At 51.0% G+C, this 23702-nt stretch carries 22 protein-coding genes, 4 tRNA genes and 1 pseudogene; 9 read left to right on the top strand and 18 right to left on the bottom strand.

All coding sequences use genetic code 11. The features are described from left to right. Nucleotides 1–36 precede the first annotated feature (36 nt). Entirely contained in the window at nucleotides 37–1089 is a 1053-nt protein-coding gene (gene aroG / locus C2U43_RS07765) for a 3-deoxy-7-phosphoheptulonate synthase AroG (RefSeq protein ID WP_100272745.1), read from the bottom strand. A 317-nt stretch (nucleotides 1090–1406) separates the two neighbouring features. Between aroG and C2U43_RS07760 the strand changes: the two genes are divergently transcribed. After that, the gene (locus tag C2U43_RS07760) at nucleotides 1407–1781 is read left to right on the top strand and encodes a YbgS-like family protein (RefSeq protein WP_003022994.1); all 375 of its coding nucleotides are present in this window, start codon (nucleotides 1407–1409) and stop codon (nucleotides 1779–1781) included. 113 nt (nucleotides 1782–1894) lie between these two features. Then, nucleotides 1895–2836, top strand: coding sequence for a CDF family zinc transporter ZitB (zitB, locus tag C2U43_RS07755; protein WP_103284905.1), 942 nt, complete (start codon nucleotides 1895–1897; stop codon nucleotides 2834–2836). Here the strand turns inward: zitB and pnuC are convergent. The 17 genes from pnuC to cydA form a co-directional block, all read right to left on the bottom strand. Beyond that, the gene (pnuC, locus tag C2U43_RS07750) at nucleotides 2833–3552 is read right to left on the bottom strand and encodes a nicotinamide riboside transporter PnuC (RefSeq protein WP_003831446.1); all 720 of its coding nucleotides are present in this window, start codon (nucleotides 3550–3552) and stop codon (nucleotides 2833–2835) included. The two genes, zitB and pnuC, sit on opposite strands and share 4 nt — an antisense overlap. A gap of 26 nt (nucleotides 3553–3578) precedes the next feature. After that, complete coding sequence (gene nadA, locus C2U43_RS07745) at nucleotides 3579–4622, bottom strand: quinolinate synthase NadA (RefSeq protein ID WP_003837113.1); 1044 nt, start codon at nucleotides 4620–4622, stop codon at nucleotides 3579–3581. Between the two features lie 281 nt (nucleotides 4623–4903). Then, nucleotides 4904–4979, bottom strand: a tRNA-Lys gene (locus C2U43_RS07740). 32 nt (nucleotides 4980–5011) lie between these two features. Continuing rightward, a tRNA-Lys gene (locus C2U43_RS07735) sits at nucleotides 5012–5087 on the bottom strand. A gap of 3 nt (nucleotides 5088–5090) precedes the next feature. Beyond that, nucleotides 5091–5166, bottom strand: a tRNA-Val gene (locus tag C2U43_RS07730). A gap of 36 nt (nucleotides 5167–5202) precedes the next feature. Continuing rightward, nucleotides 5203–5278, bottom strand: a tRNA-Lys gene (locus C2U43_RS07725). A 165-nt stretch (nucleotides 5279–5443) separates the two neighbouring features. Further along, entirely contained in the window at nucleotides 5444–6235 is a 792-nt protein-coding gene (cpoB, locus tag C2U43_RS07720; RefSeq protein WP_103284904.1) for a cell division protein CpoB, read from the bottom strand. Between the two features lie 9 nt (nucleotides 6236–6244). Further along, a complete protein-coding gene (gene pal, locus C2U43_RS07715; RefSeq protein WP_003022983.1) occupies nucleotides 6245–6763 on the bottom strand; it encodes a peptidoglycan-associated lipoprotein Pal in 519 nt (172 codons plus the stop codon). A 34-nt stretch (nucleotides 6764–6797) separates the two neighbouring features. Continuing rightward, complete coding sequence (gene tolB / locus C2U43_RS07710) at nucleotides 6798–8090, bottom strand: Tol-Pal system beta propeller repeat protein TolB (RefSeq protein WP_003022981.1); 1293 nt, start codon at nucleotides 8088–8090, stop codon at nucleotides 6798–6800. A gap of 128 nt (nucleotides 8091–8218) precedes the next feature. Continuing rightward, entirely contained in the window at nucleotides 8219–9475 is a 1257-nt protein-coding gene (gene tolA, locus C2U43_RS07705) for a cell envelope integrity protein TolA (protein ID WP_103284903.1), read from the bottom strand. A 64-nt stretch (nucleotides 9476–9539) separates the two neighbouring features. Continuing rightward, nucleotides 9540–9968, bottom strand: a complete 429-nt coding sequence (gene tolR, locus C2U43_RS07700; protein ID WP_003022978.1) for a colicin uptake protein TolR — start codon at nucleotides 9966–9968, stop codon at nucleotides 9540–9542. A 3-nt stretch (nucleotides 9969–9971) separates the two neighbouring features. After that, nucleotides 9972–10664 carry a Tol-Pal system protein TolQ gene (tolQ, locus tag C2U43_RS07695; RefSeq protein WP_003022976.1) on the bottom strand — a complete coding sequence of 231 codons (693 nt, stop codon included), beginning with the start codon at nucleotides 10662–10664 and terminating at the stop codon, nucleotides 9972–9974. Continuing rightward, complete coding sequence (gene ybgC, locus C2U43_RS07690; RefSeq protein WP_003831439.1) at nucleotides 10661–11065, bottom strand: tol-pal system-associated acyl-CoA thioesterase; 405 nt, start codon at nucleotides 11063–11065, stop codon at nucleotides 10661–10663. Before ybgC ends, tolQ begins: the two co-directional genes overlap by 4 nt. A gap of 542 nt (nucleotides 11066–11607) precedes the next feature. Further along, nucleotides 11608–11901 (bottom strand): cyd operon protein YbgE, encoded by a 294-nt coding sequence (ybgE, locus tag C2U43_RS07680; RefSeq protein WP_003831434.1) that lies wholly within the window; start codon nucleotides 11899–11901, stop codon nucleotides 11608–11610. Next, nucleotides 11901–12014, bottom strand: coding sequence for a cytochrome bd-I oxidase subunit CydX (gene cydX, locus C2U43_RS07675; RefSeq protein WP_003022970.1), 114 nt, complete (start codon nucleotides 12012–12014; stop codon nucleotides 11901–11903). Before cydX ends, ybgE begins: the two co-directional genes overlap by 1 nt. Before the next feature lie 14 nt (nucleotides 12015–12028). Then, nucleotides 12029–13168 (bottom strand): cytochrome d ubiquinol oxidase subunit II, encoded by a 1140-nt coding sequence (cydB, locus tag C2U43_RS07670; protein WP_003831431.1) that lies wholly within the window; start codon nucleotides 13166–13168, stop codon nucleotides 12029–12031. Between the two features lie 15 nt (nucleotides 13169–13183). Then, nucleotides 13184–14752 carry a cytochrome ubiquinol oxidase subunit I gene (cydA, locus tag C2U43_RS07665; protein ID WP_008784156.1) on the bottom strand — a complete coding sequence of 523 codons (1569 nt, stop codon included), beginning with the start codon at nucleotides 14750–14752 and terminating at the stop codon, nucleotides 13184–13186. 1217 nt (nucleotides 14753–15969) lie between these two features. Between cydA and glmS the strand changes: the two genes are divergently transcribed. The 7 genes and pseudogenes from glmS to C2U43_RS07630 form a co-directional block, all read left to right on the top strand. Then, nucleotides 15970–16419 carry a methylaspartate mutase subunit S gene (gene glmS, locus C2U43_RS07660; RefSeq protein ID WP_003022963.1) on the top strand — a complete coding sequence of 150 codons (450 nt, stop codon included), beginning with the start codon at nucleotides 15970–15972 and terminating at the stop codon, nucleotides 16417–16419. After that, nucleotides 16419–17807 (top strand): methylaspartate mutase accessory protein GlmL, encoded by a 1389-nt coding sequence (gene glmL / locus C2U43_RS07655; RefSeq protein WP_103284902.1) that lies wholly within the window; start codon nucleotides 16419–16421, stop codon nucleotides 17805–17807. Before glmS ends, glmL begins: the two co-directional genes overlap by 1 nt. 18 nt (nucleotides 17808–17825) lie before the next feature. Continuing rightward, the gene (locus C2U43_RS07650; protein ID WP_003831428.1) at nucleotides 17826–19271 is read left to right on the top strand and encodes a methylaspartate mutase subunit E; all 1446 of its coding nucleotides are present in this window, start codon (nucleotides 17826–17828) and stop codon (nucleotides 19269–19271) included. Then, on the top strand, nucleotides 19271–20512 hold the full coding sequence (locus C2U43_RS07645; protein ID WP_032942736.1) for a methylaspartate ammonia-lyase: 1242 nt from the start codon (nucleotides 19271–19273) through the stop codon (nucleotides 20510–20512). Before C2U43_RS07650 ends, C2U43_RS07645 begins: the two co-directional genes overlap by 1 nt. Nucleotides 20513–20515: 3 nt before the next feature. After that, nucleotides 20516–21886, top strand: coding sequence for an acyclic terpene utilization AtuA family protein (locus C2U43_RS07640; RefSeq protein ID WP_048212244.1), 1371 nt, complete (start codon nucleotides 20516–20518; stop codon nucleotides 21884–21886). Then, nucleotides 21883–22200 carry a DUF4387 domain-containing protein gene (locus C2U43_RS07635; RefSeq protein ID WP_003831425.1) on the top strand — a complete coding sequence of 106 codons (318 nt, stop codon included), beginning with the start codon at nucleotides 21883–21885 and terminating at the stop codon, nucleotides 22198–22200. The genes C2U43_RS07640 and C2U43_RS07635 overlap by 4 nt, the downstream gene beginning before the upstream one ends. A 169-nt stretch (nucleotides 22201–22369) precedes the next feature. Then, nucleotides 22370–23651: pseudogene (locus C2U43_RS07630) on the top strand (dicarboxylate/amino acid:cation symporter); the annotation flags it as partial. Nucleotides 23652–23702 lie beyond the last annotated feature (51 nt).

Below are 23702 nucleotides of genomic sequence, written 5' to 3'. Positions count from 1 at the left end.
TTATCCGGCCTACCGAGCGTAGCCCGGATGAATTTTTTAACCGCGGCGCACTTTTACCGCATCCGCCAGCTGGCGCAACACCGCATCGGTATCTTCCCAGCCAATGCAGGCGTCGGTGATGCTCTTACCGTAGGTCAGCGGCTCACCGCTATCCGGGTTTTGATTGCCTTCTACCAGATGGCTTTCGATCATCACGCCAATAATTGCTTTTTCACCCCCAGCAACTTGTCCGCAAACATCTTTCGCGACATCCATCTGCTTTTTGAACTGCTTGCTGGAGTTGGCATGGCTAAAGTCGATCATCACCTGCGCTGAAAGCCCTGCTTTGATCAGACCTTCTTTCACGTCGGCAACGTGCTGAGCGCTGTAGTTCGGCTCTTTGCCGCCGCGCAAAATAATATGGCAATCGCCATTACCACTGGTATTTACGATCGCCGAATGACCCCATTTGGTCACAGACAGGAAGCAGTGCGGCGCTCCTGCGGCGTTAATCGCATCAATCGCTACTTTTATCGTGCCATCAGTACCGTTTTTAAAGCCAACCGGGCAGGACAGACCAGACGCCAATTCGCGATGCACCTGAGATTCTGTGGTACGTGCCCCAATCGCGCCCCAGCTCATCAGGTCGGCGAGGTATTGCGGCGTAATCATATCGAGGAATTCACCCGCTGCAGGCAATCCGCTGTCATTGATATCCAGCAGCAGTTTACGCGCAATGCGCAGCCCATCGTTGATCTGGAAGCTGTTGTCCATGTGCGGATCGTTGATAAGCCCTTTCCAGCCGACGGTAGTTCGCGGTTTTTCAAAATAGACCCGCATAACGATTTCAAGCTCGCCTTTTAACTCTTCACGCAGTGCCAGCAGGCGAGCGGCATACTCTTTGGCGGCTGCCGGATCATGAATAGAGCAAGGCCCAATCACTACCAGCAGGCGATCGTCACTCCCTTTCAGGATTTTATGAATCGCCTTACGGGCATGAGCCACCGTGTTTGCGGCATTTTCAGTAGCGGGGAATTTTTCCAACAATGCGACTGGCGGTAATAACTCGTTGATCTCTTTAATGCGTAAATCGTCGTTCTGATAATTCATGATTATTCCAGCGTTGCCATACTTATATAAATGAATGCAATCCCTCCAATCTATATCTTCAGTCATAAAGTGTAAACGGGGTTTTACACTTTGGACGGATTAATCCTGGAATTGGCCAAAAAAACGCAATAAAGTAGCGAAAAACGAGATCCAACCTACAATTTATAACTGTAACAGCTTTAATTTTCATAAATTTCAAGATTCTATGCTGGGTTTAATTTCTCTGGCAAAACTATTAACCACATATTGATGATGTAACTGGCACATGCACTGTTGGAAGACGTTATCCGACATATCGACCATAACAGGAGCATATTATGCATATGACAAAGCTGGCTTCACTCTTTCTTACCGCTACACTCAGCCTCGCCAGCGGCGCGGCGCTGGCAGCTGAAACCAATACGCAGTCCAATAACGGCCAGGCAAATTCCTCGGCGGATGCCGGTCAGGTCGCCCCAGACGCACGCGAAAACGTGGCACCAAATAATGTCGACAACAGTAACGTGAATTCGGGTGGCACAATGCTGCACCCGAACGGTTCATCAATGAACCATGAAGGGATGACCAAAGACGAGATGCACAAAAACACCATGTGTAAGGACGGTCGCTGCCCTGATGTGAATAAGAAGGTTGAGACTGGAAACGGCATTAACAATGATGCTGAGACAAAAACTGATGGCACTACGCAGTAACGCTGAAAATAAAGCTAATAATGGGAGAGCAATAGCTCTCCTTTTTAATTTTATCATCCCAAAAACGGTATGATGGCATACAGTAAAGATGAGAATAACAAAGGGATGGCATAATGGCGCACTCGCATACTCATACTTCTTCTGAGCAACCCAAGGACAATAATGCCCGCCGTTTGATGTTTGCATTCTGCATTACAGCCGGATTTATGTTGGTTGAAGTGGTGGGTGGAATACTTTCAGGTTCACTGGCCTTGTTGGCCGATGCCGGGCATATGCTCACTGATGCCGCAGCGCTCCTTTTTGCGCTACTGGCCGTCCGGTTTTCCCATCGCCCGCCCACAATACGACACACCTTCGGCTGGCTGAGGCTCACGACACTGGCCGCGTTTGTTAATGCCATCGCATTGGTCGTGATCACCATTTTAATCGTCTGGGAAGCCATTGAGCGCTTCCATACGCCCCGCCCCATGGCTGGCGGCATGATGATGGTTATAGCTGTCGCGGGTTTACTGGCTAACGTGCTGGCTTTTTGGGTTCTACACCGCGGCAGTGAGGAGAAAAACCTGAACGTCCGCGCCGCGGCACTACATGTGATGGGCGATTTACTCGGCTCGGTCGGGGCGATCATCGCTGCGCTGATTATTATCTGGACGGGCTGGACGCCTGCGGACCCGATTCTCTCGATTCTGGTTTCCGTGCTGGTACTGCGTAGCGCCTGGCGACTGTTAAAGGATAGCGTTAATGAATTACTGGAAGGCGCCCCGCTGACGCTGGATATCGCCGCACTACAGCGCCATCTCAGCCGGGATATCCCCGAAGTCCGCAATGTGCACCATGTCCATGTCTGGATGGTGGGTGAAAAACCGGTAATGACGCTGCATGTGCAGGTGGTCCCGCCGCACGATCACGACGCGCTGCTGGAGCGTATTCAGCATTTCCTTATCCATCACTACCAGATTGAACACGCCACGATCCAGATGGAGTATCAGCCGTGTAATGGGCCGGACTGCCACCTGTATCAGGGGGTATCCGGCCATTCACACCATCACCATTAATGGGACAGCGCGTGGGAACCCCGCTCGCGCGCGCTGTTAATCCACATCCTGCTACCGTTCAGGGCGATAACCGTCAGGATCACATATTCCAGCGACATGGCATATACGCCTTGCAGGGCGAAAATCACTACGCTTATTACGTTAATGATCACCCACAGTAGCCAGTTTTCAACGTACTTACGCGTCATCAGGATCATCGCCGCAATCGACAACACCATCATGCAGGAGTCCCAGAACGGGAATGCATCGGGTTGCAACTCAGGCACAACAACCTGCAATCCTAATGCCTGCATAATGTTCACCGCAATGCGGGTCAGGAACGCAAAGACCGGATCGATATAGACCGACATCAGGCCGATCGCCACCACGCAAGCCGCCAGCCAGCCGATCGCTTTTGGTAACGGCAGCCAGCGAATTTTCAGTTCCGCTTCATGCTGGTTGGTTTGCCTGGACCACGCATACCAGCCGTAGATGTTGGCGGCAAAGAAGAAAACTTGCAGCAACAGGCTTGCATAGAGCTGGATCTGAAAGAAGATAATCGCAAACAGCGTGACGTTTATCAGGCCGAAGAAGTAATTGCTGATTTTCTCAAGGCTCGCCAGGCCAATACACAGCAACCCAGCGATCGTCCCCACAGCTTCGATCCACGACAGATCGTAACCGCCAGCGCCAATCGGAATATGTACCAGAATGTTCTGCGTGCTAAAAAAGTCCATCTTTTCCCCCAGAGCAAAAAAATTAATTAAGCTCGAAGTGTAGCCGCAAATTCCAACATGCGGTTTAACGGCAACAACGCCCCTTCTCGCAGCGCAGCATCAACATGTATCTCATGAGCCGCTCCGCCTTGTTCCAGGCCCTCAGCAATCGCCTTAAGGCCGTTCATCGCCATCCACGGACAATGCGCACAGCTGCGGCAGGTTGCCCCCTCACCAGCCGTCGGCGCTTCAAGCAATTCTTTATCCGGAACGGCCTGCTGCATTTTGTAAAATATGCCCCGGTCAGTCGCCACAATCAGCTGTTGATGCGGTAACGATTTAGCTGCGTTGATTAACTGGCTGGTTGAGCCAACCGCATCGGCCATATCAACGATAGACTGAGGGGACTCCGGGTGCACCAACACCGCTGCATCAGGGTAAAGCCCCTTCATGCGTGTTAAAGCCTGAGTTTTAAATTCGTCGTGGACGATACAGGCCCCCTGCCAACAAAGAACGTCTGCACCGGTCTGTTTTTGGACGTAGTTGCCCAGATGTCTGTCCGGAGCCCAGATGATTTTTTCACCTAAACTATCAAGATGCTCAATAAGTTCTACCGCGATACTGGATGTGACGACCCAGTCCGCACGTGCTTTAACGGCGGCTGAGGTATTGGCGTAAACCACTACGGTACGATCGGGGTGCGCATCGCAAAACGCGCTGAACGCATCAATCGGACAGCCCAGATCTAATGAGCATTCCGCCTGTAGGGTCGGCATCAGGATGGTCTTTTCCGGGCTGAGGATTTTGGCGGTTTCCCCCATAAACCTCACGCCTGCAACTAACAGCGTAGAGGCAGAATGTTTTGAGCCGAAACGCGCCATCTCCAGAGAATCAGAAATACAACCACCGGTCTCTTCGGCCAACTGCTGAATTTCGGGATCGGTGTAATAGTGCGCGACCATAACGGCATCACGCTCTTTCAGCAGGCGCTTGATTTTTTCACGATAAAATTGCTTTTCATCCACACTCAGCGGGGCTGGCTTCGGCGGAAACGGATAAATTGCTGCTTCTGGATCAAACATCACGCTCATCTTGCTTTCTCGTTTTACTGGCTTAACGAAATAACCGATTAAAAGCGTGACGCACGCCGTATTCGGTTAGATTTGTTTTATATGCTAAACAAGATAGCGGATTGGCGTAAGAAAGTCACAATAATTGCGTGTGAGGAATGCCGGAAGGCGACTGACGTCTTATCCGACCTACGTGAATAGTGTCGTCTGTAGGACTGATAAGCGAAGCGCATCAGGCAAGCAGATTCGAATCTTATAAATCGCAGATAGCAAAAAGGCGCCTTTAGGGCGCCTTTTTACACTGGTGGGGCGTGCAGGATTCGAACCTGCGACCAATTGATTAAAAGTCAACTGCTCTACCAACTGAGCTAACGCCCCCTTATGGGGTTTACTTCTTTATACTTTCAGGATGGTGGGTCGTGCAGGATTCGAACCTGCGACCAATTGATTAAAAGTCAACTGCTCTACCAACTGAGCTAACGCCCCGAGTGGTGGGTGATGACGGGATCGAACCGCCGACCCCCTCCTTGTAAGGGAGGTGCTCTCCCAGCTGAGCTAATCACCCGATACTGCGCTGGATACTACTTACTAACTAAGTTAGTGGTGGGTCGTGCAGGATTCGAACCTGCGACCAATTGATTAAAAGTCAACTGCTCTACCAACTGAGCTAACGACCCACTTTTTTTGCCGCTTTCGGGCTGTTTGATATCCCTTGGCAACGGCGGCATATATTACTGATTTCAGATTTTAGCGCAACATAAATTTCGATGTAAATAACTCAACTGCTTAGGAATCACACGACGCGACCAGAATTAACACGATTTCTGGTCGCATGGTGTTCATTACATCGCGCCAAGGCGTTTTTGCGCTTGTTTCGCGCCATCAGTGCCAGGGTATTTAGTGATAACCTGCTGATAAACGGCTTTCGCTTTCTCTTTATCACCTTTGTCCTGCATGATGACGCCGACTTTATACATCGCGTCTGCAGCCTTTGGTGATTTCGGGAAGTTTTTGACTACTGAGGCAAAATAGAACGCTGCATCATCTTTTTTCCCCTTGTTGTAATTCAACTGACCCAGCCAGTAATTCGCATTTGGCAGGTAAGTTGAGTCTGGGTACTTTTTAATGAAGTTCTGAAATGCTTCAATCGCGTCATCCTGGCGGGATTTATCCTGCACCAGAGCAATGGCCGCATTGTAATCGGTATTCGCATCGCCAGTTTGTACCGGAGCACCTGACGCTGCCGCTGCACCCGCATCAGGTGCAGGGGTTGCTGCTGCCCCACTCTGATCGCCGCCCGCAGATTGCGCCGCAGGTGAACTACCGCTGCCAAGATTATTCATCTGCAGCAATATCTGCTTCTGGCGTTCAACAACCTGATTCAGTTGATACTGATTTTCCTGAATTTGACCGCGCAAGGAATCAATATCGGACTGATTATCGGAGAGTTGTTGCTGGAGTTGGGTTAAAAGCTGACTGTGAGCGTTAGAAATACGCTCGAGTTGAGTGACACGGTCTTCGACCGAGCCAGAGCCGACACTACTGATTGGCGCCTGTGCAAAAGCGGCCCAGGGGGCCGCTATGCCAACCAGTAACGACAGACTCAACAGATGATGTCTGAAGTTACTGCTCATGCAATTCTCTTAGTAAACCAGTACGGCGCGACGGTTTTTGGCGTAAGCCGCTTCGTCATGACCCAGTACTGCAGGTTTTTCTTTACCGTAAGAAACGATGGAGATCTGGTCAGCAGAAACGCCTTTACCCTGCAGGTACATCTTAACGGCGTTCGCACGACGCTCACCCAGGGAGATGTTGTACTCAGGAGTACCACGTTCGTCCGCATGACCTTCTACGGTGACTTTGTAAGACGGGTTGCTACGCAGGAAGTTAGCGTGAGCATCCAGCATTGCAGCGAAGTCAGAACGGATATCGTACTTGTCCAGATCGAAGTAAACGATGTTGTTCTGCTGCAGCTGTTGCATCTGAAGACGCGCTTGCTCTTCAGAAGACATGTTGCCGCTGCCGTTTGCATCCATACCAGTGCCGGCACCCAGCATGCCTTCGCTGCCGTCATTGCTGGCGTTCTTGTTAGAAGAACACGCTGCAATAGCCATAACAGGCAGAGCAATCATCAGCCCTTTCAGCACTTTGTTCAGTTGCATTTCAATGATTCCTTTATTAATCAATTATTTATTATCACAGATACGGCGACCAGGCAGGGAATTTAACCTGTCCATCAGTTGCCGGAAGACGCGCTTTGAAACGCCCATCTGTAGAAACCAAATTCAGCACGGATCCCATCCCCTGAGAAGAGCTGTAGATTACCATAGTGCCGTTAGGTGCCAGACTTGGCGTTTCGTCCAGGAACGTTGACGACAGAACTTGTACGCCACCCGCTACCAGATCTTGTTTGGCAATGTGCTGCTGACCGTTGGCCGAGCTTACCATTACCATAAATTTACCGTCGCTGCTCACATCCGCATCCTGGTTTTGCGAACCTTCCCAGGTAATGCGCTGCGGAGCACCGCCGTTGACGTTAACTTTATATACCTGCGGACGACCGGCCTGGTCAGACGTAAAGGCCAGGTTTTGGCTGTCCGGGAACCAGGTAGGTTCCGTGTTGTTGCTACGACCATCCGTCACCTGACGGATCTGACCGGAACCAATGTCCATGACATACAGGTTCAGGCTACCGGTTTTAGACAGGGCAAACGCCAGTTTGCTGCCATCCGGAGAAAACGCAGGCGCACCGTTGTGACGTGGGAACGAGGCTACCTGACGAACCGCGCCGTTAGACAGTGTCTGAATAACCAGTGCAGAACGACCGCTTTCGAAGGTAACGTACGCCAGTTTTGAACCGTCCGGGGACCACGCCGGAGACATCAGCGGCTGCGGAGAACGGTGTACCACGAACTGGTTGTAACCATCGTAGTCGGACACACGTAATTCGTACGGGAACTGACCACCGTTGGTCTGAACAACATAAGCGATACGGGTACGGAATGCACCTTTAATGCCGGTCAGTTTTTCAAACACTTCGTCACTTGCAGTATGGCCCGCGTAACGCAGCCACTGCTTGTTCACTTTATAGGTGTTCTGTGCCAGTACGGTACCCGGTGCGCCACCGGTGTCAACCAGCTGATAGGCAACGCTGTAAGAACCATCCGGGTTCGGCGTAACCTGGCCGACGACTACGGCATCAATGCCCAGCGCAGACCACGCGGCAGGTTGAACTTCCTGCGCGGTACCGGGCTGCTGAGGCAGACGAGAACGATCTAACGGGTTAAATTTACCGCTGTTACGCAGGTCAGCACCTACGATACCACCGATATCTTCAGGTGCAGCACCCGGTCCTGCCCACTGGAAGGGGACAACACCAATCGGGCGCGCCGAGTCCACCCCCTGGGTGATCTCGATACGTACTTCTGCGTGCAGCACCGCTGCCCACAGCATCAGAAAACCAAATGCTACTCGTAATGCCTGCTTCATCATATCTCCCTTATCTGGACGGAAAGCCCACGATAATTTAGCAGAATGTTAACAAACTCAAATACACAAAACTACCAGAACTCTGTCTCAACCTTAGACCGTTTCCCCTGATTTCTCAGGGGTCGTTATTACAGTTTGAAGTCCAGTTTGGCATCTTTTACTTTTTCATAAACTGCCTGGCTAGGCGGTTTAGGAATTCTGGCGGTTTTCGCAGCCGTCAGCGCAGCCTGACACAATGCCGGATCCCCGCCCTCTTCGGTCACATCCAGTAACAGACCATCGGGTGCTAACTTGATATGTAATACGCAAGATTTACCTGCATACAAATCTGCACCATACAGACGGCTCTGGATCGCATTGCGAATTTGAGATGCGTAAGCACTGATATCAGCGCCAGATGCACCGCCATTGGCACCACTTGTACCACTATCTTTCGCCGGTTGGCCGTTTCCTTTCGCTCCACCGCCCGATTTCGGTGCATTCTTACCGGAGCTCAGGTCACCCAACAAGTCGTCAACGCCAGAGGCTGCAGCGGCTTTTTCGGCCGCAGCCTTTTTAGCAGCAGCTGCTTTATCTGCCGCAGCTTTCTTATCGGCAGCGGCTTTCTCAGCTGCAGCCTTTTTGTCTGCTGCTGCTTTTTCTGCAGCGGCTTTCTTATCAGCCGCCGCTTTTTCAGCAGCGGCAGCTTTCGCGGCAGCGGCTTTTTCTGCTTTCTCAGCAGCAGCTTTCTCGGCTGCTGCTTGCTTAGCGGCCTCAGCCTGTGCTTTCTTCGCAGCGTCCGCAGCTGCCTTAGCAGCTTGTGCTTCTGCAGCTTTCTTCGCATCAGCGGCGGCTTTAGCGGCTTCAGCCTCAGCTTTTTTCTGTGCGTCCGCAGCGGCTTTCTTCGCGGCATCTGCCGCTTGCTTAGCCTGAGCATCAGCTTTAGCCTTCGCGTCTGCAGCAGCCTTCGCCGCAGCCTCTTCAGCCTGTTTCTGTTGCTCTTGCGCTTTCGCTGCGGCGGCTTCAGCTTGCTTCTGCTGTTCCGCCTGTTCGCGCACTTTTTCCTGCGCGGCTAAACGTTCTTTTTCCAGCTGCTTCAGTCGCTCTTGCTCACCTGCCTGCTTCTCGCGAAGTTCTTCAGCTTGCTGCTGCGCCTGCTTTTCACGCTGCTCTTCAGCACGTTTCGCACTTGCCTGCTGTTGCTGCTGCCTGTCGTACTGTTGCACAACGGCGCCAGGATCGACCATAACGGCGTCGATGGACGAACCGCCACCGCCGCCGGCTGAAGCATCAATGTGCTCATCGAACGAACTCCAGATCAGCGCTGCAAATAAAATGACATGCAGCACCGCTGAAATAATTATCGCCCTTTTGAGCTTGTCGTTTTGTTCGGTTGCCTTTGACACTCTCGGTTCCCAAAAAACTGTTCGCCTGTTACGTGCTATCTTTCAAGCCAGCAAAACGCAGTCATCAGATTGGCTGCGTCATCAAGCCAACCGATTTTACGCCTGCACTGTGTAACAAGTTCAGCGCTTTAATTATTTCATCATAAGGCACGTCTTTCGCACCACCGATTAAAAAGACCGTTTTCGGATTGGTCTGCAGGCGGCTTTTCGCTTCCGCAATAACCTGCTCCGGTGGTAGTTGATCCATACGATCTTTCTCAACCACCACGCTGTATTGCCCAATACCGGAAACTTCAATAATGACCGGGGGTTCGTCGTTACTGCTGACGGCTTGCGACTCGGTCGCATCCGGCAGGTCGACTTCCACACTCTGCGTAATGATCGGTGCGGTTGCCATAAAGATCAGCAACAGCACCAGCAGTACGTCGAGCAGCGGTACAATATTGATTTCGGACTTGAGTTCCCGACGACCTCGTCCACGCGTTCTGGCCATGGCTTACCCCTTGTTGCTCTCGCTAACGGTAAACGCCTGGCGGTGCAGAATCGCGGTGAACTCTTCCATAAAGTTGTCGTAATTCAGTTCCAGTTTGTTCACGCGCTGGTTCAGACGGTTGTAGGCCATAACCGCCGGGATTGCCGCAAACAGACCGATAGCCGTTGCAATCAACGCTTCTGCGATACCCGGTGCGACCATTTGCAGCGTCGCCTGTTTTACCGCGCCCAGCGCGATAAATGCGTGCATGATCCCCCAAACGGTACCGAACAGACCGATATACGGGCTGATGGAGCCAACGGTGCCGAGGAATGGAATATGCGTTTCCAGCGTTTCCAGCTCACGGTTCATCGAGATACGCATCGCACGGGAAGCCCCCTCTACGACCGCTTCCGGCGCATGGCTATTTGCCCGATGCAAACGCGCAAATTCCTTGAATCCGCTATAGAAAATTTGTTCCGAGCCCGCCAAATTATCACGACGCCCCTGGCTTTCCTGGTACAGGCGCGACAATTCAATGCCGGACCAGAACTTGTCTTCAAATGCTTCGGCTTCACGTGAAGCAGCATTAAGAATACGGGTCCGTTGGATGATGATGGCCCAGGATGCGATTGAGAAACCAATCAAAATCAACATGATAAGTTTAACCAGAAGGCTTGCCTTCAGGAACAAATCAAGGATATTCATGTCAGTCACTGCTTAAACTCCGCGACAATAGACTTGGGAAGCGCACGAGGCTTCATTTTGAGTGGATCAACGCAAACAATCAGAACTTCGGCCTCATTCAGCACGGTGTTCTCTGCGTTGACAATGCGTTGCGTGAAAACCAATGAGGTGCCACGCATTGACGTAATTTCGGTTTGAACTTCGAGCATATCGTCGAGCCGGGCAGGCGCAAAATACTCGAGGGTCATCTTGCGCACCACAAAGGCGACACGTTCGGCCAACAGGACCTGCTGACTGAAGTGATGATGACGAAGCATTTCTGTGCGTGCTCTTTCATAAAAAGCGACGTAACTAGCGTGGTAAACCACCCCACCGGCATCGGTATCTTCATAATAGACACGAACCGGCCATCGAAACATATACTTATTCATTCCTACTGCCTCTTTGTTGGCTTCGCCCACTCGCACCAGTTACTTACCTTCGTAAGCGTCTGGTGATTCGCGTTCTTGCCGCCGCGATGCATCAAGAATGTCGTTGTATATCGCGCTGTCTTCACTGTACATCCCGGTAATGCAATTAGGTTGTGTCCTGTGGTTGTTCGCGGATGGCGCTGACGAAAATTTTTGCACAGAACAAGGCGCGAGTGGCGAAGTTTGGTAATTCCAAACAAGACGCAAGTAACGCAGTACTGTGCAAAAAGATTCTCAGCCCTTCGGGACGCGTTCCATCAGGATGTTCTCTGTGTTGTCGCACTTGGACATAGTTCTACTATGTCCAGCGCACTCCGCCTTGATAACGTCCTGATGGTACAGCGTCGCCACCGCACACAACCACAGGGCACAACCTCAGGTTAGTGCTTTCAAACTTCGCTACTATACGCGCGGGAATGGTGCTTTGGAATGGGGGAAAGTAAACGGAGAGTAAAAAATTATGGGCTTATGCAAGCCCATAAATATTTAAGGATGTTTCTTATTCAAAAGAAGAAGAAAATCAGACCAACAACGAGGACAATATCCGCGATCAGCGGGCAGAAGATGCCCTGCCAATGTACGGCGCGAGGACGGAAGCCAACGCCGTGAATAATGCCTGCGCAAACCGCCCACATCAGCAGGAAACCATGCCAGATTTCAAGCTCACTGGTTTTGGCCGCGAAACGAGACGGATCCCAGAATATGCAGCCAGCCAACACGATTGCCAGCACAAATGAAAGCGCCCGCAAGGGGCGCTTGTCCATCGCGTTGTATACCATCGCGATAATGTTGGTCATTAGCTATCTTCTTGCCCGGCTTTGCCTGATTCAACGTGCTCAAGCGCCAGCGCTGTGATTATCCCAAATGCACAGGCAAGAAGCGTTCCCAAAATCCATGCGAAATACCACATTTTAAGCTCCTTACTTAGTACAGAGAGTGGGTGTTACTTTCAATATCTTCTTTAGTGATGCGACCGAACATCTTCCAGTAACACCAGCTGGTGTACAGCAGAATGATCGGTACAAACACCGCCGCGACCCAGGTCATCAGATTCAATGTACGCTGGCTGGAGGTGGCATCCCACATGGTCAAACTTGCGTTCATCATGGTGCTGGATGGCATCACAAACGGGAACATTGCGATACCGGCAGTCAGGATGATGCAGGCTAACGTCAGTGAGGAGAAGACAAACGCCCATGCCCCTTTCTCCATACGAGAAGTCAGGATGGTCAACAGCGGCAGAACCACGCCCAGTGCAGGAACCAGCCACAGGATAGGTGCATTGTTAAAGTTCACCATCCATGCGCCAGCCACACGAGCCACTTCTTTGGTCAGCGGGTTAGAGGCAGCATGATGATCCAGTGCTGAGGTCACAACATAACCGTCAATACCATAAATCACCCACACACCGGCCAGCGCGAAGCAGACCAGAGTCACCAGCGCCGCAACCTGTGAAGTTGCACGAGCACGCAGATGCAGTTCACCTACCGTACGCATCTGCAGATAGGTCGCACCCTGGGTGATGATCATCCCAACGCTCACGACACCTGCCAGCAGACCAAACGGATTCAGCAACTGGAAGAAGTTACCGGTGTAGTACAAACGCATGTAGTCATCTACGTGGAACGGAACCCCTTGCAGCAGGTTACCGAACGCCACGCCAATCACCAGCGGTGGCACGAAGCTACCAATGAAGATGCCCCAGTCCCACATGTTGCGCCAGCGCATATCTTCAATCTTAGAGCGGTAGTCAAAACCGACCGGCCGGAAGAACAAGGACGCCAGAACCAGAATCATCGCCACATAGAAACCGGAGAACGCAGCGGCATACACCATCGGCCAGGCAGCGAACAGTGCGCCACCCGCGGTGATGAGCCAAACCTGGTTACCGTCCCAGTGCGGGGCAATGGAGTTAATCATAATTCGACGCTCGGTATCATTACGACCGAGGAAACGGGTGAGCATGCCCACCCCCATGTCGAAGCCATCAGTGACCGCAAAACCAATCAGCAGAATGCCAACCAGCAGCCACCAGATAAAACGCAATACTTCATAATCGATCATTTGACGACTCCTGTCTTAGCGTGCCGGCTGAGAAGTCACAGTGGACTGCTCGTAGTGATAACGACCGGTTTTCAGGCTACTCGGCCCAAGGCGTGCGAACTTGAACATCAGATACAGTTCAGCCACCAGGAACAGGGTATACAGGCCGCAAATCAACAGCATCGAGAAGATGAGGTCGCCAGCAGTCAGCGAAGAGTTCGCTACGGCTGTTGGTAACACTTCACCAATCGCCCACGGTTGACGACCGTACTCTGCAACAAACCAACCGGATTCAATAGCAATCCACGGCAGAGGAATCGCATACAGCGCGGTGCGCAGCAGCCATTTTTTCTCACCGATACGGTTACGAAGCACAGTCCAGAAGGACACCGCGATAATTGCCAGCATCAGAATGCCGCATGCCACCATGATACGGAAAGCGAAGTACAGCGGCGCAACGCGAGGAATAGAATCTTTCGTTGCCTGCTGAATTTGCGCTTCGGTCGCGTCGGTAACTTTGTCCGTATAGCGTTTCAACAGCAGACCATAACCCAGGTCTTTCTTCATGCTGTTGAACTGGTCGCGAACGGCCTGGTCGGTAGTACCAGCACGCAGTTCTTCCAGCAGCTGATACGCTTTCATCCCGTTACGGATACGCTCTTCGTGTTGCACCATCAGGTCTTTCAGACCAATGACCGGTGTATCAACAGAGCGGGTGGCAATGATGCCCAGCGCATAAGGAATCTGAATCGCAAAATGGTTTTCCTGCGCATCCTGGTCCGGAATACCGAACAGCGTGAAGGAAGCCGGTGCAGGCTGAGTTTCCCATTCTGCTTCAATCGCAGCGAGTTTGGTTTTCTGCACGTCGCCCATTTCGTAACCAGATTCATCACCCAGAACGATAACAGACAGAATAGCAGCCATACCAAAGCTGGCAGCGATAGCAAAAGAACGTTTAGCAAACGCGAAGTCACGACCGCGCAGCATATAGTAGGAGCTGATACCCAGAACGAACATCGCGCCACATACATAACCAGATGCCACAGTGTGAACAAATTTCACCTGTGCTACCGGGTTGAGCACCAGTTCAGAGAAGCTCAGCATCTCCATACGCATGGTTTCGAAGTTGAAATCCGCTGCGATTGGGTTCTGCATCCAGCCGTTCGCAACCAGAATCCACAACGCGGACAGGTTAGAACCCAGAGCCACCAGCCAGGTGACACACATATGCTGGACTTTACCCAAACGGTCCCAGCCGAAGAAGAACAGACCTACAAAGGTGGATTCGAGGAAGAAGGCCATCAAACCTTCGATCGCCAGCGGCGCACCGAAAATATCCCCTACATAGTGGGAGTAGTAAGACCAGTTAGTCCCGAACTGGAACTCCATGGTCAGACCGGTAGCCACACCCAGAGCGAAGTTGATACCAAACAACTTGCCCCAGAACTTGGTCATATCTTTATAAATCTGTTTGCCGGAAAGGACGTAGACCGTTTCCATGATGGCCAACAAGAACGCCATACCGAGCGTCAGTGGCACAAACAGGAAGTGGTACATCGCGGTCAAGGCAAACTGTAAGCGCGACAGTTCGACTATATCTAACATCATGACTCCTTGCTCATCGCATGAAGACTCCGAGAGTGAACCCCGTTAGAAAGGGTCACACGCATGCCCCAATACAAATTTATCTGCTTCCTTCCGCCGCTACCCTTTCCTCTCATTTGAAGAAAGGACAATGATGAAAGGTTACAAACATGTTAATAAAACACTCAAATTGATCCCGCAATTATATTACGCCGTAAAATCCTTACAATAAACAGGTTTTTATCGAGACAAATTTGCATTTTTCGATAGTGATCAATTTATAGCTAATTTACCACTTTCAGACCAATTTGATCTGAAGCAATTTACCCTCTTTTGATGCTGTTTTCCAAGTTTTAAACATTGATTTAAATCAATTTTCAAATTTAATGTTAATAGTGTTTAGCACTCACGCTACTAGTAAACGCGATGTTAACAACATGTTTTTCAATGAGTAATTGCCGTTACTACAAATGATAGGATATTTATTTAAATGTACACGATCTTTTAACCAGCCCGGATGACTTAATTGATAGAAGATAAAGAATCACTAATGCTGGGTAGCTCACAGTTTTTTGTTTAGCAAGTCATGGATTTGTTATTTCATACAAATTATTCATTTAAATTTTACTTATAATTAACACCGAGATGTAACTATCTCAACTGGAAGCGAAAACGTTCCACAATGACCGATGCATTGCGTTTGTCGTTCTGCGAGAGAACGCTGACGTTTCGCTTAAGTCATCACTGAAAGTTATCATTAACACCCCCTCTTCTCTTATGTGGCAAAGATTAAATATGCCACAAACATTTCCTTATCATTTTTATCCTAAATTTAACAAAAATGAATTGTGACATATAAGATTAAAAAATAAAAAACCGTTATGTCGTTCACAAGTTAATTAGTAATTGGGATTTTTGAAATTATTTAAAACACGTCATAAACGGCGCGCATAACAAAATAAGATTTCGATCACAAACATGGCAAGTCATTTATTACCCAATTCTCTAATAAATTAAAACTAGCTAAGAAAAGATAATCTATCACATTGATTATGAAAGGATTTTATAGATGACAAATATAACAATCATTTTTCTCAGGATATTTTGAAAATAGATCAATTGCTTCCTTTTTCGCTTCCACAGAAACTCCAACCCTATTAAGAGGTTGTCACAATCCATGTTCTAAATATTAGAAAATAATTTCACTTATTGACCATCAGCCCTACAGAGGATTACCCATGAAGAAATCTACACTTGTTATTGGCGTCATCGGTGCTGACTGCCATGCAGTAGGTAATAAAGTTCTGGATCGCGTTTTTACTGCTCATGATTTTCACGTAATCAACCTCGGGGTGATGGTGAGCCAGGATGAATATATTGATGCTGCGATTGAAACAGGCGCCGATGCCATCGTGGTGTCCTCTATCTACGGTCATGGCGACATTGACTGCCTCGGATTACGTGAGCGCTGCATCGAACGCGGCCTTGGCGACATTCTGCTGTACGTCGGCGGCAACCTGGTCGTCGGTAAACATGACTTCGCCGACGTGGAAGTGAAGTTTAAAGAGATGGGCTTTAACCGGGTTTTCGCCCCCAGCCACGATCTGGAAGATGTTTGCGCGCTTATCACTAATGATATTCACCAACACAATGGCCTCGAACAGCGTTGCCTGGAAGAGGCCATCTGATGCAAACAGTTTCTGTCGATATCGGCTCGACATGGACCAAGGCAGCCCTCTTCGCACATGAAGGCGAGGAATTAACCCTGGTAAACCATGTCCTGACCCCAACCACCACACATCATCTGGCAGACGGTTTTTTTGCCAGCCTGAATCAGGTGCTGAATGTTGCCGATGCTCGCCCGTTACTGAAAAGTGGTGAAGTGCAGTTGAAATACTCCTCCTCAGCGAAAGGTGGGCTCGCCGTTGCAGCAATGGGGCTGGTGCCTTCCATTACGCTGGAGTCGGCAAAAGTTACCGCCCATTCGGCAGGAGCGAAAATCGCGCAATATTATTCGTACAAGCTGAACCGTCATGACATCCAGGAGCTGGAATCATCACCGCCAGACATTCTGTTGTTTACCGGCGGGACAGACGGTGGCGAAGAAAGTTACGGCCTGGCGAATGCGCACGCGCTGGCAGGCTCAAAGCTTGATTGCGCCATTATCTACGCCGGAAACCGGGACATTCAGGACGAAATACAAACGATTCTGGGACATAAGGATCTGACCACGGTAGACAACATTCTGCCAGACCTCGATCACCCGAGTCCGTTTGCCGCGCGCCAGGCGATTTGCGATGTGTTCTTGTCACGCATCGTCAAAGGCAAAGGTCTGGACGTTATCGTCGGCGAAACAGGCGAAGAGCCTATGCCGACGCCATGGACGGTATATGAGTTAGTCAAAGCCATTAGCGATTACGACAGCGCATGGAAGGAATTCATGCTGATTGATATGGGCGGCGCCACCACGGATGTCTATTCGGCCAGCGCGAATACCCTCTCCCCCGATACCGTCCTGCATGGTGTTCCTGAACCGTTCGTCAAACGTACCGTTGAAGGCGACCTTGGAATGCGCGTTTCCGCCGTTGTGGTGGGAGAAAGCACGCAGGATATGGTGAAAGTCATCTTCGCCCAGCAGCCACAGCGCGAGGAAGCGTTTTACCGCTATCTACGCCACCTGGTTGGGCAACCGGATTACCTGCCACTCAGCGAGGAAGAGAAATATTTCGACACCCTGCTGGCAGGTTTATGCGTGGGCTATGCCGCTGAGCGCCACGCGGGCACTAAAAAGCAGGTTTGCACCTGCGTGGGTAATGTGGATTTACAGATGGGTCGCGATCTCACCACCGTACGCAAAATCGTCGGTTCAGGGGGATGGCTCTCTCGCGCCAGCCAGTTCGATATCCATAACTGGCTCAAATACAGGGAGCTGGACGACCAGGGTAAAAGAATTCTGTTACCGAATCAGTTTGAGTATTACCGCGATTCAAATGGCCTGCTCCCTCTACTGGCAAACGTCGCCAGGCTGTACCCGCAAGCCGCTGCTCGCACCAGCATTCAGTGTTTAACCCTATAAAACTTAAGGCAGCTACGAATGGAACTTCGAAATAAAAAATTGACCCACGACGAATTCATGACCGAAAGGCATCAGGTGTTACAAACCTGGGAAACCGGCAAAGACGTTGAGAACTTCGAAGATGGCGTGAAGTACCAGCAATCAATTCCAGAGAAAAAGCGTTTCTCCCTCGCCCTGCTGAAGGCCGATCAGGAAGGTAAAACTCTGAGCCAGCCGCGCGCAGGTGTGGCATTAATGGATGAGCATATTGCGCTGCTCAAAACATTGCAGGAAGAGTGCGACCTCCTGCCAAGTACTATCGATGCCTATACCCGTCTGAACCGCTATGAAGAAGCCGCTGTCGGGATCCAAAAATCCATCGAAGCAGGTACTTCCAAGCTGAATGGTTTACCGGTCGTCAATCACGGGGTTGCTGCCTGCCGTCGTATGACTGAATCGCTGGATAAACCGATCCAGGTTCGCCACGGTACACCGGATGCGCGTCTGCTGGCAGAAATCGCCATGGCCAGTGGCTTTACCAGCTACGAAGGCGGCGGTATCTCCTACAACATCCCTTACGCCAAACGCGTCACCCTGGAAAAATCTATCCGCGACTGGCAGTACTGCGACCGTCTGATGGGTCTGTACGAAGAGAACGGCATTCGCATCAACCGTGAACCGTTTGGTCCGCTGACCGGCACGCTGATCCCGCCGTTCATGTCCCACTCAGTTGCGATTATCGAAGGTCTGCTGGCGCTGGAGCAGGGCGTGAAGTCTATTACCGTCGGTTACGGCCAGGTCGGTAGCCTGACACAGGATATCGCTGCTATTCAGGCACTGCGTGAACTGTCCCACGAATACTTCCATAACCATGGCTTCGACGATTACGAGCTGAGCACCGTTTTCCACCAGTGGATGGGCGGATTCCCGGAAGATGAAGCAAAAGCCTTCTCCGTTATCGCCTGGGGCGCAGCGGTTGCCGGTATGTCTGGTGCCACAAAAGTTATTACCAAAAGTCCGCACGAAGCATTCGGTATCCCAACCGCGGCAGCTAACGCCCAGGGTCTGAAAGCGTCACGCCAGATGCTCAACATGGTCAGCGATCAGAAATTCCCGCAGTGCGCTGCCGTGGAGCAGGAAGTTGACCTGATTAAGAGCGAAGTCCGCGCGGTATTGAAGAAAGTCTTCGAACTGGGCAATGGTGACATTGCGCGCGGTACGGTGCTGGCCTTTGAAGCTGGCGTGCTGGATGTGCCTTTCGCTCCTGCCGCCTGTAACGCCGGCAAGATCCTGCCTGTTCGCGATAACACAGGCGCAATCCGTATTCTTGAAGCCGGTGCCGTGCCGCTGCCGAAAGATATTCTCGCCCTGCACCACGACTACGTTGCAGAGCGCGCACATTTCGAAGGTCGCAAGCCTTCTTTCCAGATGGTCATTGATGACATCAACGCCGTATCCCACAGTAAATTAATAGGAAGACCATAATGAAAATTAAACAGGCCCTTTTCACAGCTGGCTACTCCTCATTTTATTTTGACGATCAGCAGGCCATCAAAAACGGCGCCGGTCATGACGGGTTTATCTATACCGGCGATCCGGTAACGCCTGGATTTACGTCTGTTCGTCAGGCGGGTGAATGTGTTTCCGTACAGCTGATTCTGGAAAACGGCGCGGTAGCTGTGGGCGATTGCGCAGCGGTGCAATATTCAGGTGCAGGCGGTCGTGACCCGCTGTTCCTGGCTGAAAACTTCATTCCGTTCCTCAACGACCACATCAAGCCGTTGCTGGAAGGTCGTGACGTTGATTCGTTCCTGACCAACGCCCGTTTCTTTGACGAACTGCGTATTGACGGCCATCTGCTGCATACTGCCGTACGTTATGGTTTGTCTCAGGCGCTGCTCGACGCGGCGGCACTGGCTACCGGTCGTCTGAAAGCCGAAGTGGTTTGTGATGAATGGCAGCTGCCATGCGTCCCGGAAGCCATTCCGTTATTTGGTCAGAGCGGCGACGACCGTTATATCGCCGTCGACAAGATGATCCTCAAAGGTGTGGATGTCCTACCGCATGCGCTGATCAATAACGTAGAAGAGAAGCTGGGCTTTAAAGGTGAAAAACTGCGTGAGTACGTCCGCTGGTTGTCTAACCGCATCCTGAGCCTGCGCACCAACGATAGCTATCACCCAACGCTGCACATTGATGTCTACGGCACCATCGGTCTGATCTTCGATATGGATCCAGTGCGTTGCGCCGAATACATCGCCAGCCTGGAAGCCGAAGCGCAAGGCCTGCCGCTGTACATTGAAGGCCCGGTTGATGCCGGTAACAAGCCGGATCAGATCCGCATGTTAACCGAGATCACTCAGGAGCTGACTCGTCTGGGTTCTGGCGTGAAAATCGTTGCGGATGAATGGTGTAACACCTATCAGGACATCGTGGACTTCACCGACGCGGGCAGCTGCCACATGGTGCAGATTAAAACCCCGGACCTGGGCGGTATTCACAACATCGTTGATGCAGTGCTGTATTGCAACAAACACGGAATGGAAGCCTATCAGGGCGGTACCTGTAACGAAACGGAAATCAGTGCTCGTACCTGCGTACACGTCGCGCTGGCCGCGCGTCCAATGCGCATGCTGATCAAACCGGGTATGGGTTTCGATGAAGGTCTCAACATCGTGTTTAACGAAATGAACCGCACCATCGCGCTGTTGCAAACTAAGGATTAAGAGATGGCACGCACATTTAAGATCTTATCGCCTACGGCTATCCTGGGTTATGGCTTCCCGGAAGAAAGTTTTCGTAAAGCCATGGAAGAGTCACCGGATCTTATTGCTGTTGACGCAGGTTCCTCCGATCCTGGCCCCCACTACCTGGGGGCAGGTAAACCCTTTACTGACAGGGCCGGTGTGAAACGCGATCTACGCTATATGATTGTGGCAGGCGTTAAGAACAACATCCCTGTCGTGATCGGCACAGCCGGTGGTTCTGGTGCAGCTCCGCATCTGGAGTGGTGTCGCCAGATAATCCATGAGATCGCGCAGGAAGAAAAACTGTCTTTCTCAATGGCGCTGATTCCGTCTGATGTCGATAAAGAAATCGTTCATCAGGCGCTGGATAACGGCAAAATCACCGCGCTCGATTTTGTGCCTGAACTGACTCACGAGGCCATTGAAGAGAGCACCTACATTGTCGCGCAGATGGGCGTCGAGCCTTTCCAGCGTGCGCTGAAAGCCGGTGCGCAGGTGGTCCTGGGCGGACGTGCCTACGATCCGGCCTGCTTCGCCGCGCTGCCGATTATGCAGGGCTTTGATGAAGGTCTGGCGCTTCATTGCGGTAAGATCCTTGAGTGTGCAGCCATTGCCGCCACCCCTGGTTCCGGCTCAGATTGTGCGATGGGAATCATTGACGATAACGGCTTTACGCTGAAGGCGTTCAATCCCAAGCGTAAGTTCACCGAGACTTCCGCCGCAGCGCACACCCTGTACGAGAAGTCAGATCCGTACTTCCTGCCAGGGCCAGGCGGTGTGCTGAACCTGAAGGCATGCACTTTCGCCCAGGTTAACGAGGGCGAAGTGTATGTCAGCGGTTCACGCCATGAAGAAACACCGTATGCGTTGAAACTGGAAGGTGCACGCCAGGTTGGCTTCCGTTGCCTGACCATCGCCGGAACACGTGACCCGATTATGATTGCCGGGATTGACACGATTCTTGAAGAGGTACAGGCAAGCGTTGCACGTAACCTCTCACTGAATGACGACAGTATCCGCATGACGTTCCACCTGTACGGTAAGAACGGTGTGATGGGCAACCATGAGCCGATGAAAACTGCGGGCCATGAACTGGGAATTTTACTGGATGTCGTTGCGCCAACACAGGATATCGCTAACAGTGTTTGCTCGCTGGTGCGCTCTACCCTGCTGCACTACGGCTATGAAAATCGTATTGCGACTGCGGGCAACCTCGCCTTCCCGTTCTCGCCATCTGATATTCAGAGTGGACCGGTGTATGAGTTCTCGATCTATCACCTGATTGAAGCGAGCGATGCGCTGCGTTTTGATTTCCACATTGAACAGGTGACGCCAGAAGGAGTTCAGGCATGAAACACTCAATTTGTTCACTGGCACAAGTTATTCGTTCCAAAAATGCCGGACCGTACGAACTGGTTTTAGATATTTTATTTAAAACAAGGGAAGACTATCAGCGGGTAAAAGCCTGCGAGCAATTAACGCCGCAGCTTATTGCCGGTTTATATAATGTTGAGCCTGAATTTATTCACAATATCGTCTGGTTCGATCCAGCGAATGCCGTAAAAATCGTCATGCCACGAGATATTATTTCCGGCAACGTCGGTGACAATGATGTTTATGGTGCGCAGCAACACGCTCCATTATTAAGTATTGAGTTCGACTTGTAACAAAAAAACACAATAACAACCATTGGAGCACAGAATTCAGCTGTATCACAGTGCTTCGAATTATTCATGCGGTTGGTCACAACAGGCGTGCGTCTGAGCTGCTGTCCAGGTTCAGGCGCACGCCACCCTACACAATTCCAATTACCAGCCTTTATCCGATGGAGTACACATGAAGAAAATTAGTTTAACGAAGATGATCATATTAGGCCTGATACTCGGCATGATTGCCGGGGTGGCCATAAATAATATGGCCGCGGCTGAAACAGCAAAATCTTATGCAGCAGATATTTCCATTTTCACCACCATATTCTTACGTATGGTGAAAATGATTATCGCTCCATTGGTTATTTCAACTCTGGTTGTAGGTATTGCCAAAATGGGCGATGCCAAAACGCTGGGACGTATATTTTCGAAAACCTTCTTCCTGTTTATTTGCGCCTCTCTGGTGTCAATTGCACTGGGTCTGGTTATCGTTAATATCTTCCAGCCAGGCGCAGGTATCAACTTTGTGCCACATGACGTCGGAGCCGTTGCCGCCGTTAAGTCAGAGCCATTCACGCTGAAAGTATTCATCTCACACGCGGTACCGACCAGTATTGTCGATGCGATGGCGCGTAACGAAATTCTGCAGATCGTCGTGTTCTCAATCTTCCTTGGTTGCAGCCTCGCTGCGATTGGTGAAAAAGCCGATCCTATCGTGAAAGTGCTGGATTCACTGGTGCACGTCATGCTGAAGCTGACGGGTTACGTCATGCTGTTTGCACCACTGACCGTGTTTGCCGCTATTTCAGGTCTGATTGCCGAACGTGGTCTGGGTGTGATGGTTAGCGCCGGGATCTTCATGGGTGAGTTCTACCTGACGCTGGGTATGCTGTGGGCGATCCTCATTGGCCTGTCTACTATGATCGTCGGGCCTTGCATCGCACGGTTAACTAAATCAATCCTCGAACCCGCTCTGCTGGCCTTTACCACTTCAAGCTCTGAAGCCGCCTTCCCGGGTACGCTGGACAAGCTGGAAAAATTCGGTGTTTCGTCAAAAATCGCCAGCTTCGTTCTGCCTATCGGTTATTCCTTTAACCTGGTCGGTTCCATGGCTTATTGCTCATTTGCCACCGTCTTTATTGCCCAGGCGTGCAACATCGAACTGAGCATGGGCGAGCAAATCACCATGCTGTTAATCCTGATGCTGACCTCAAAAGGAATGGCAGGCGTACCGCGCGCATCAATGGTGGTTATCGCTGCAACCCTGAACCAGTTCAACATTCCAGAAGCAGGTCTGATTCTGCTGATGGGTGTCGATCCGTTCCTCGATATGGCTCGTTCCGCCACGAACGTTATGAGTAACGCCATGGGAGCAGCCATTGTCAGCCGTTGGGAAGGTGAACACTTCGGCCAGGGTTGCCGTGGCTCTGCACCAGTGAAGTCCCCGGAGCAGGAACGTCCGGTTACCGAACCGTCAGAAGTTGCCATGTCCTGACACAACGCCATTGCCGGATGGCGCT

This window comes from Citrobacter freundii complex sp. CFNIH9, from assembly GCF_002903305.1.
In the GTDB taxonomy this organism is placed as follows: Bacteria; Pseudomonadota; Gammaproteobacteria; order Enterobacterales; family Enterobacteriaceae; genus Citrobacter; species Citrobacter portucalensis.
The sequence above is the reverse complement of the archived record's forward strand: the minus strand, read 5'-3'. Positions and strand labels throughout refer to the sequence as shown.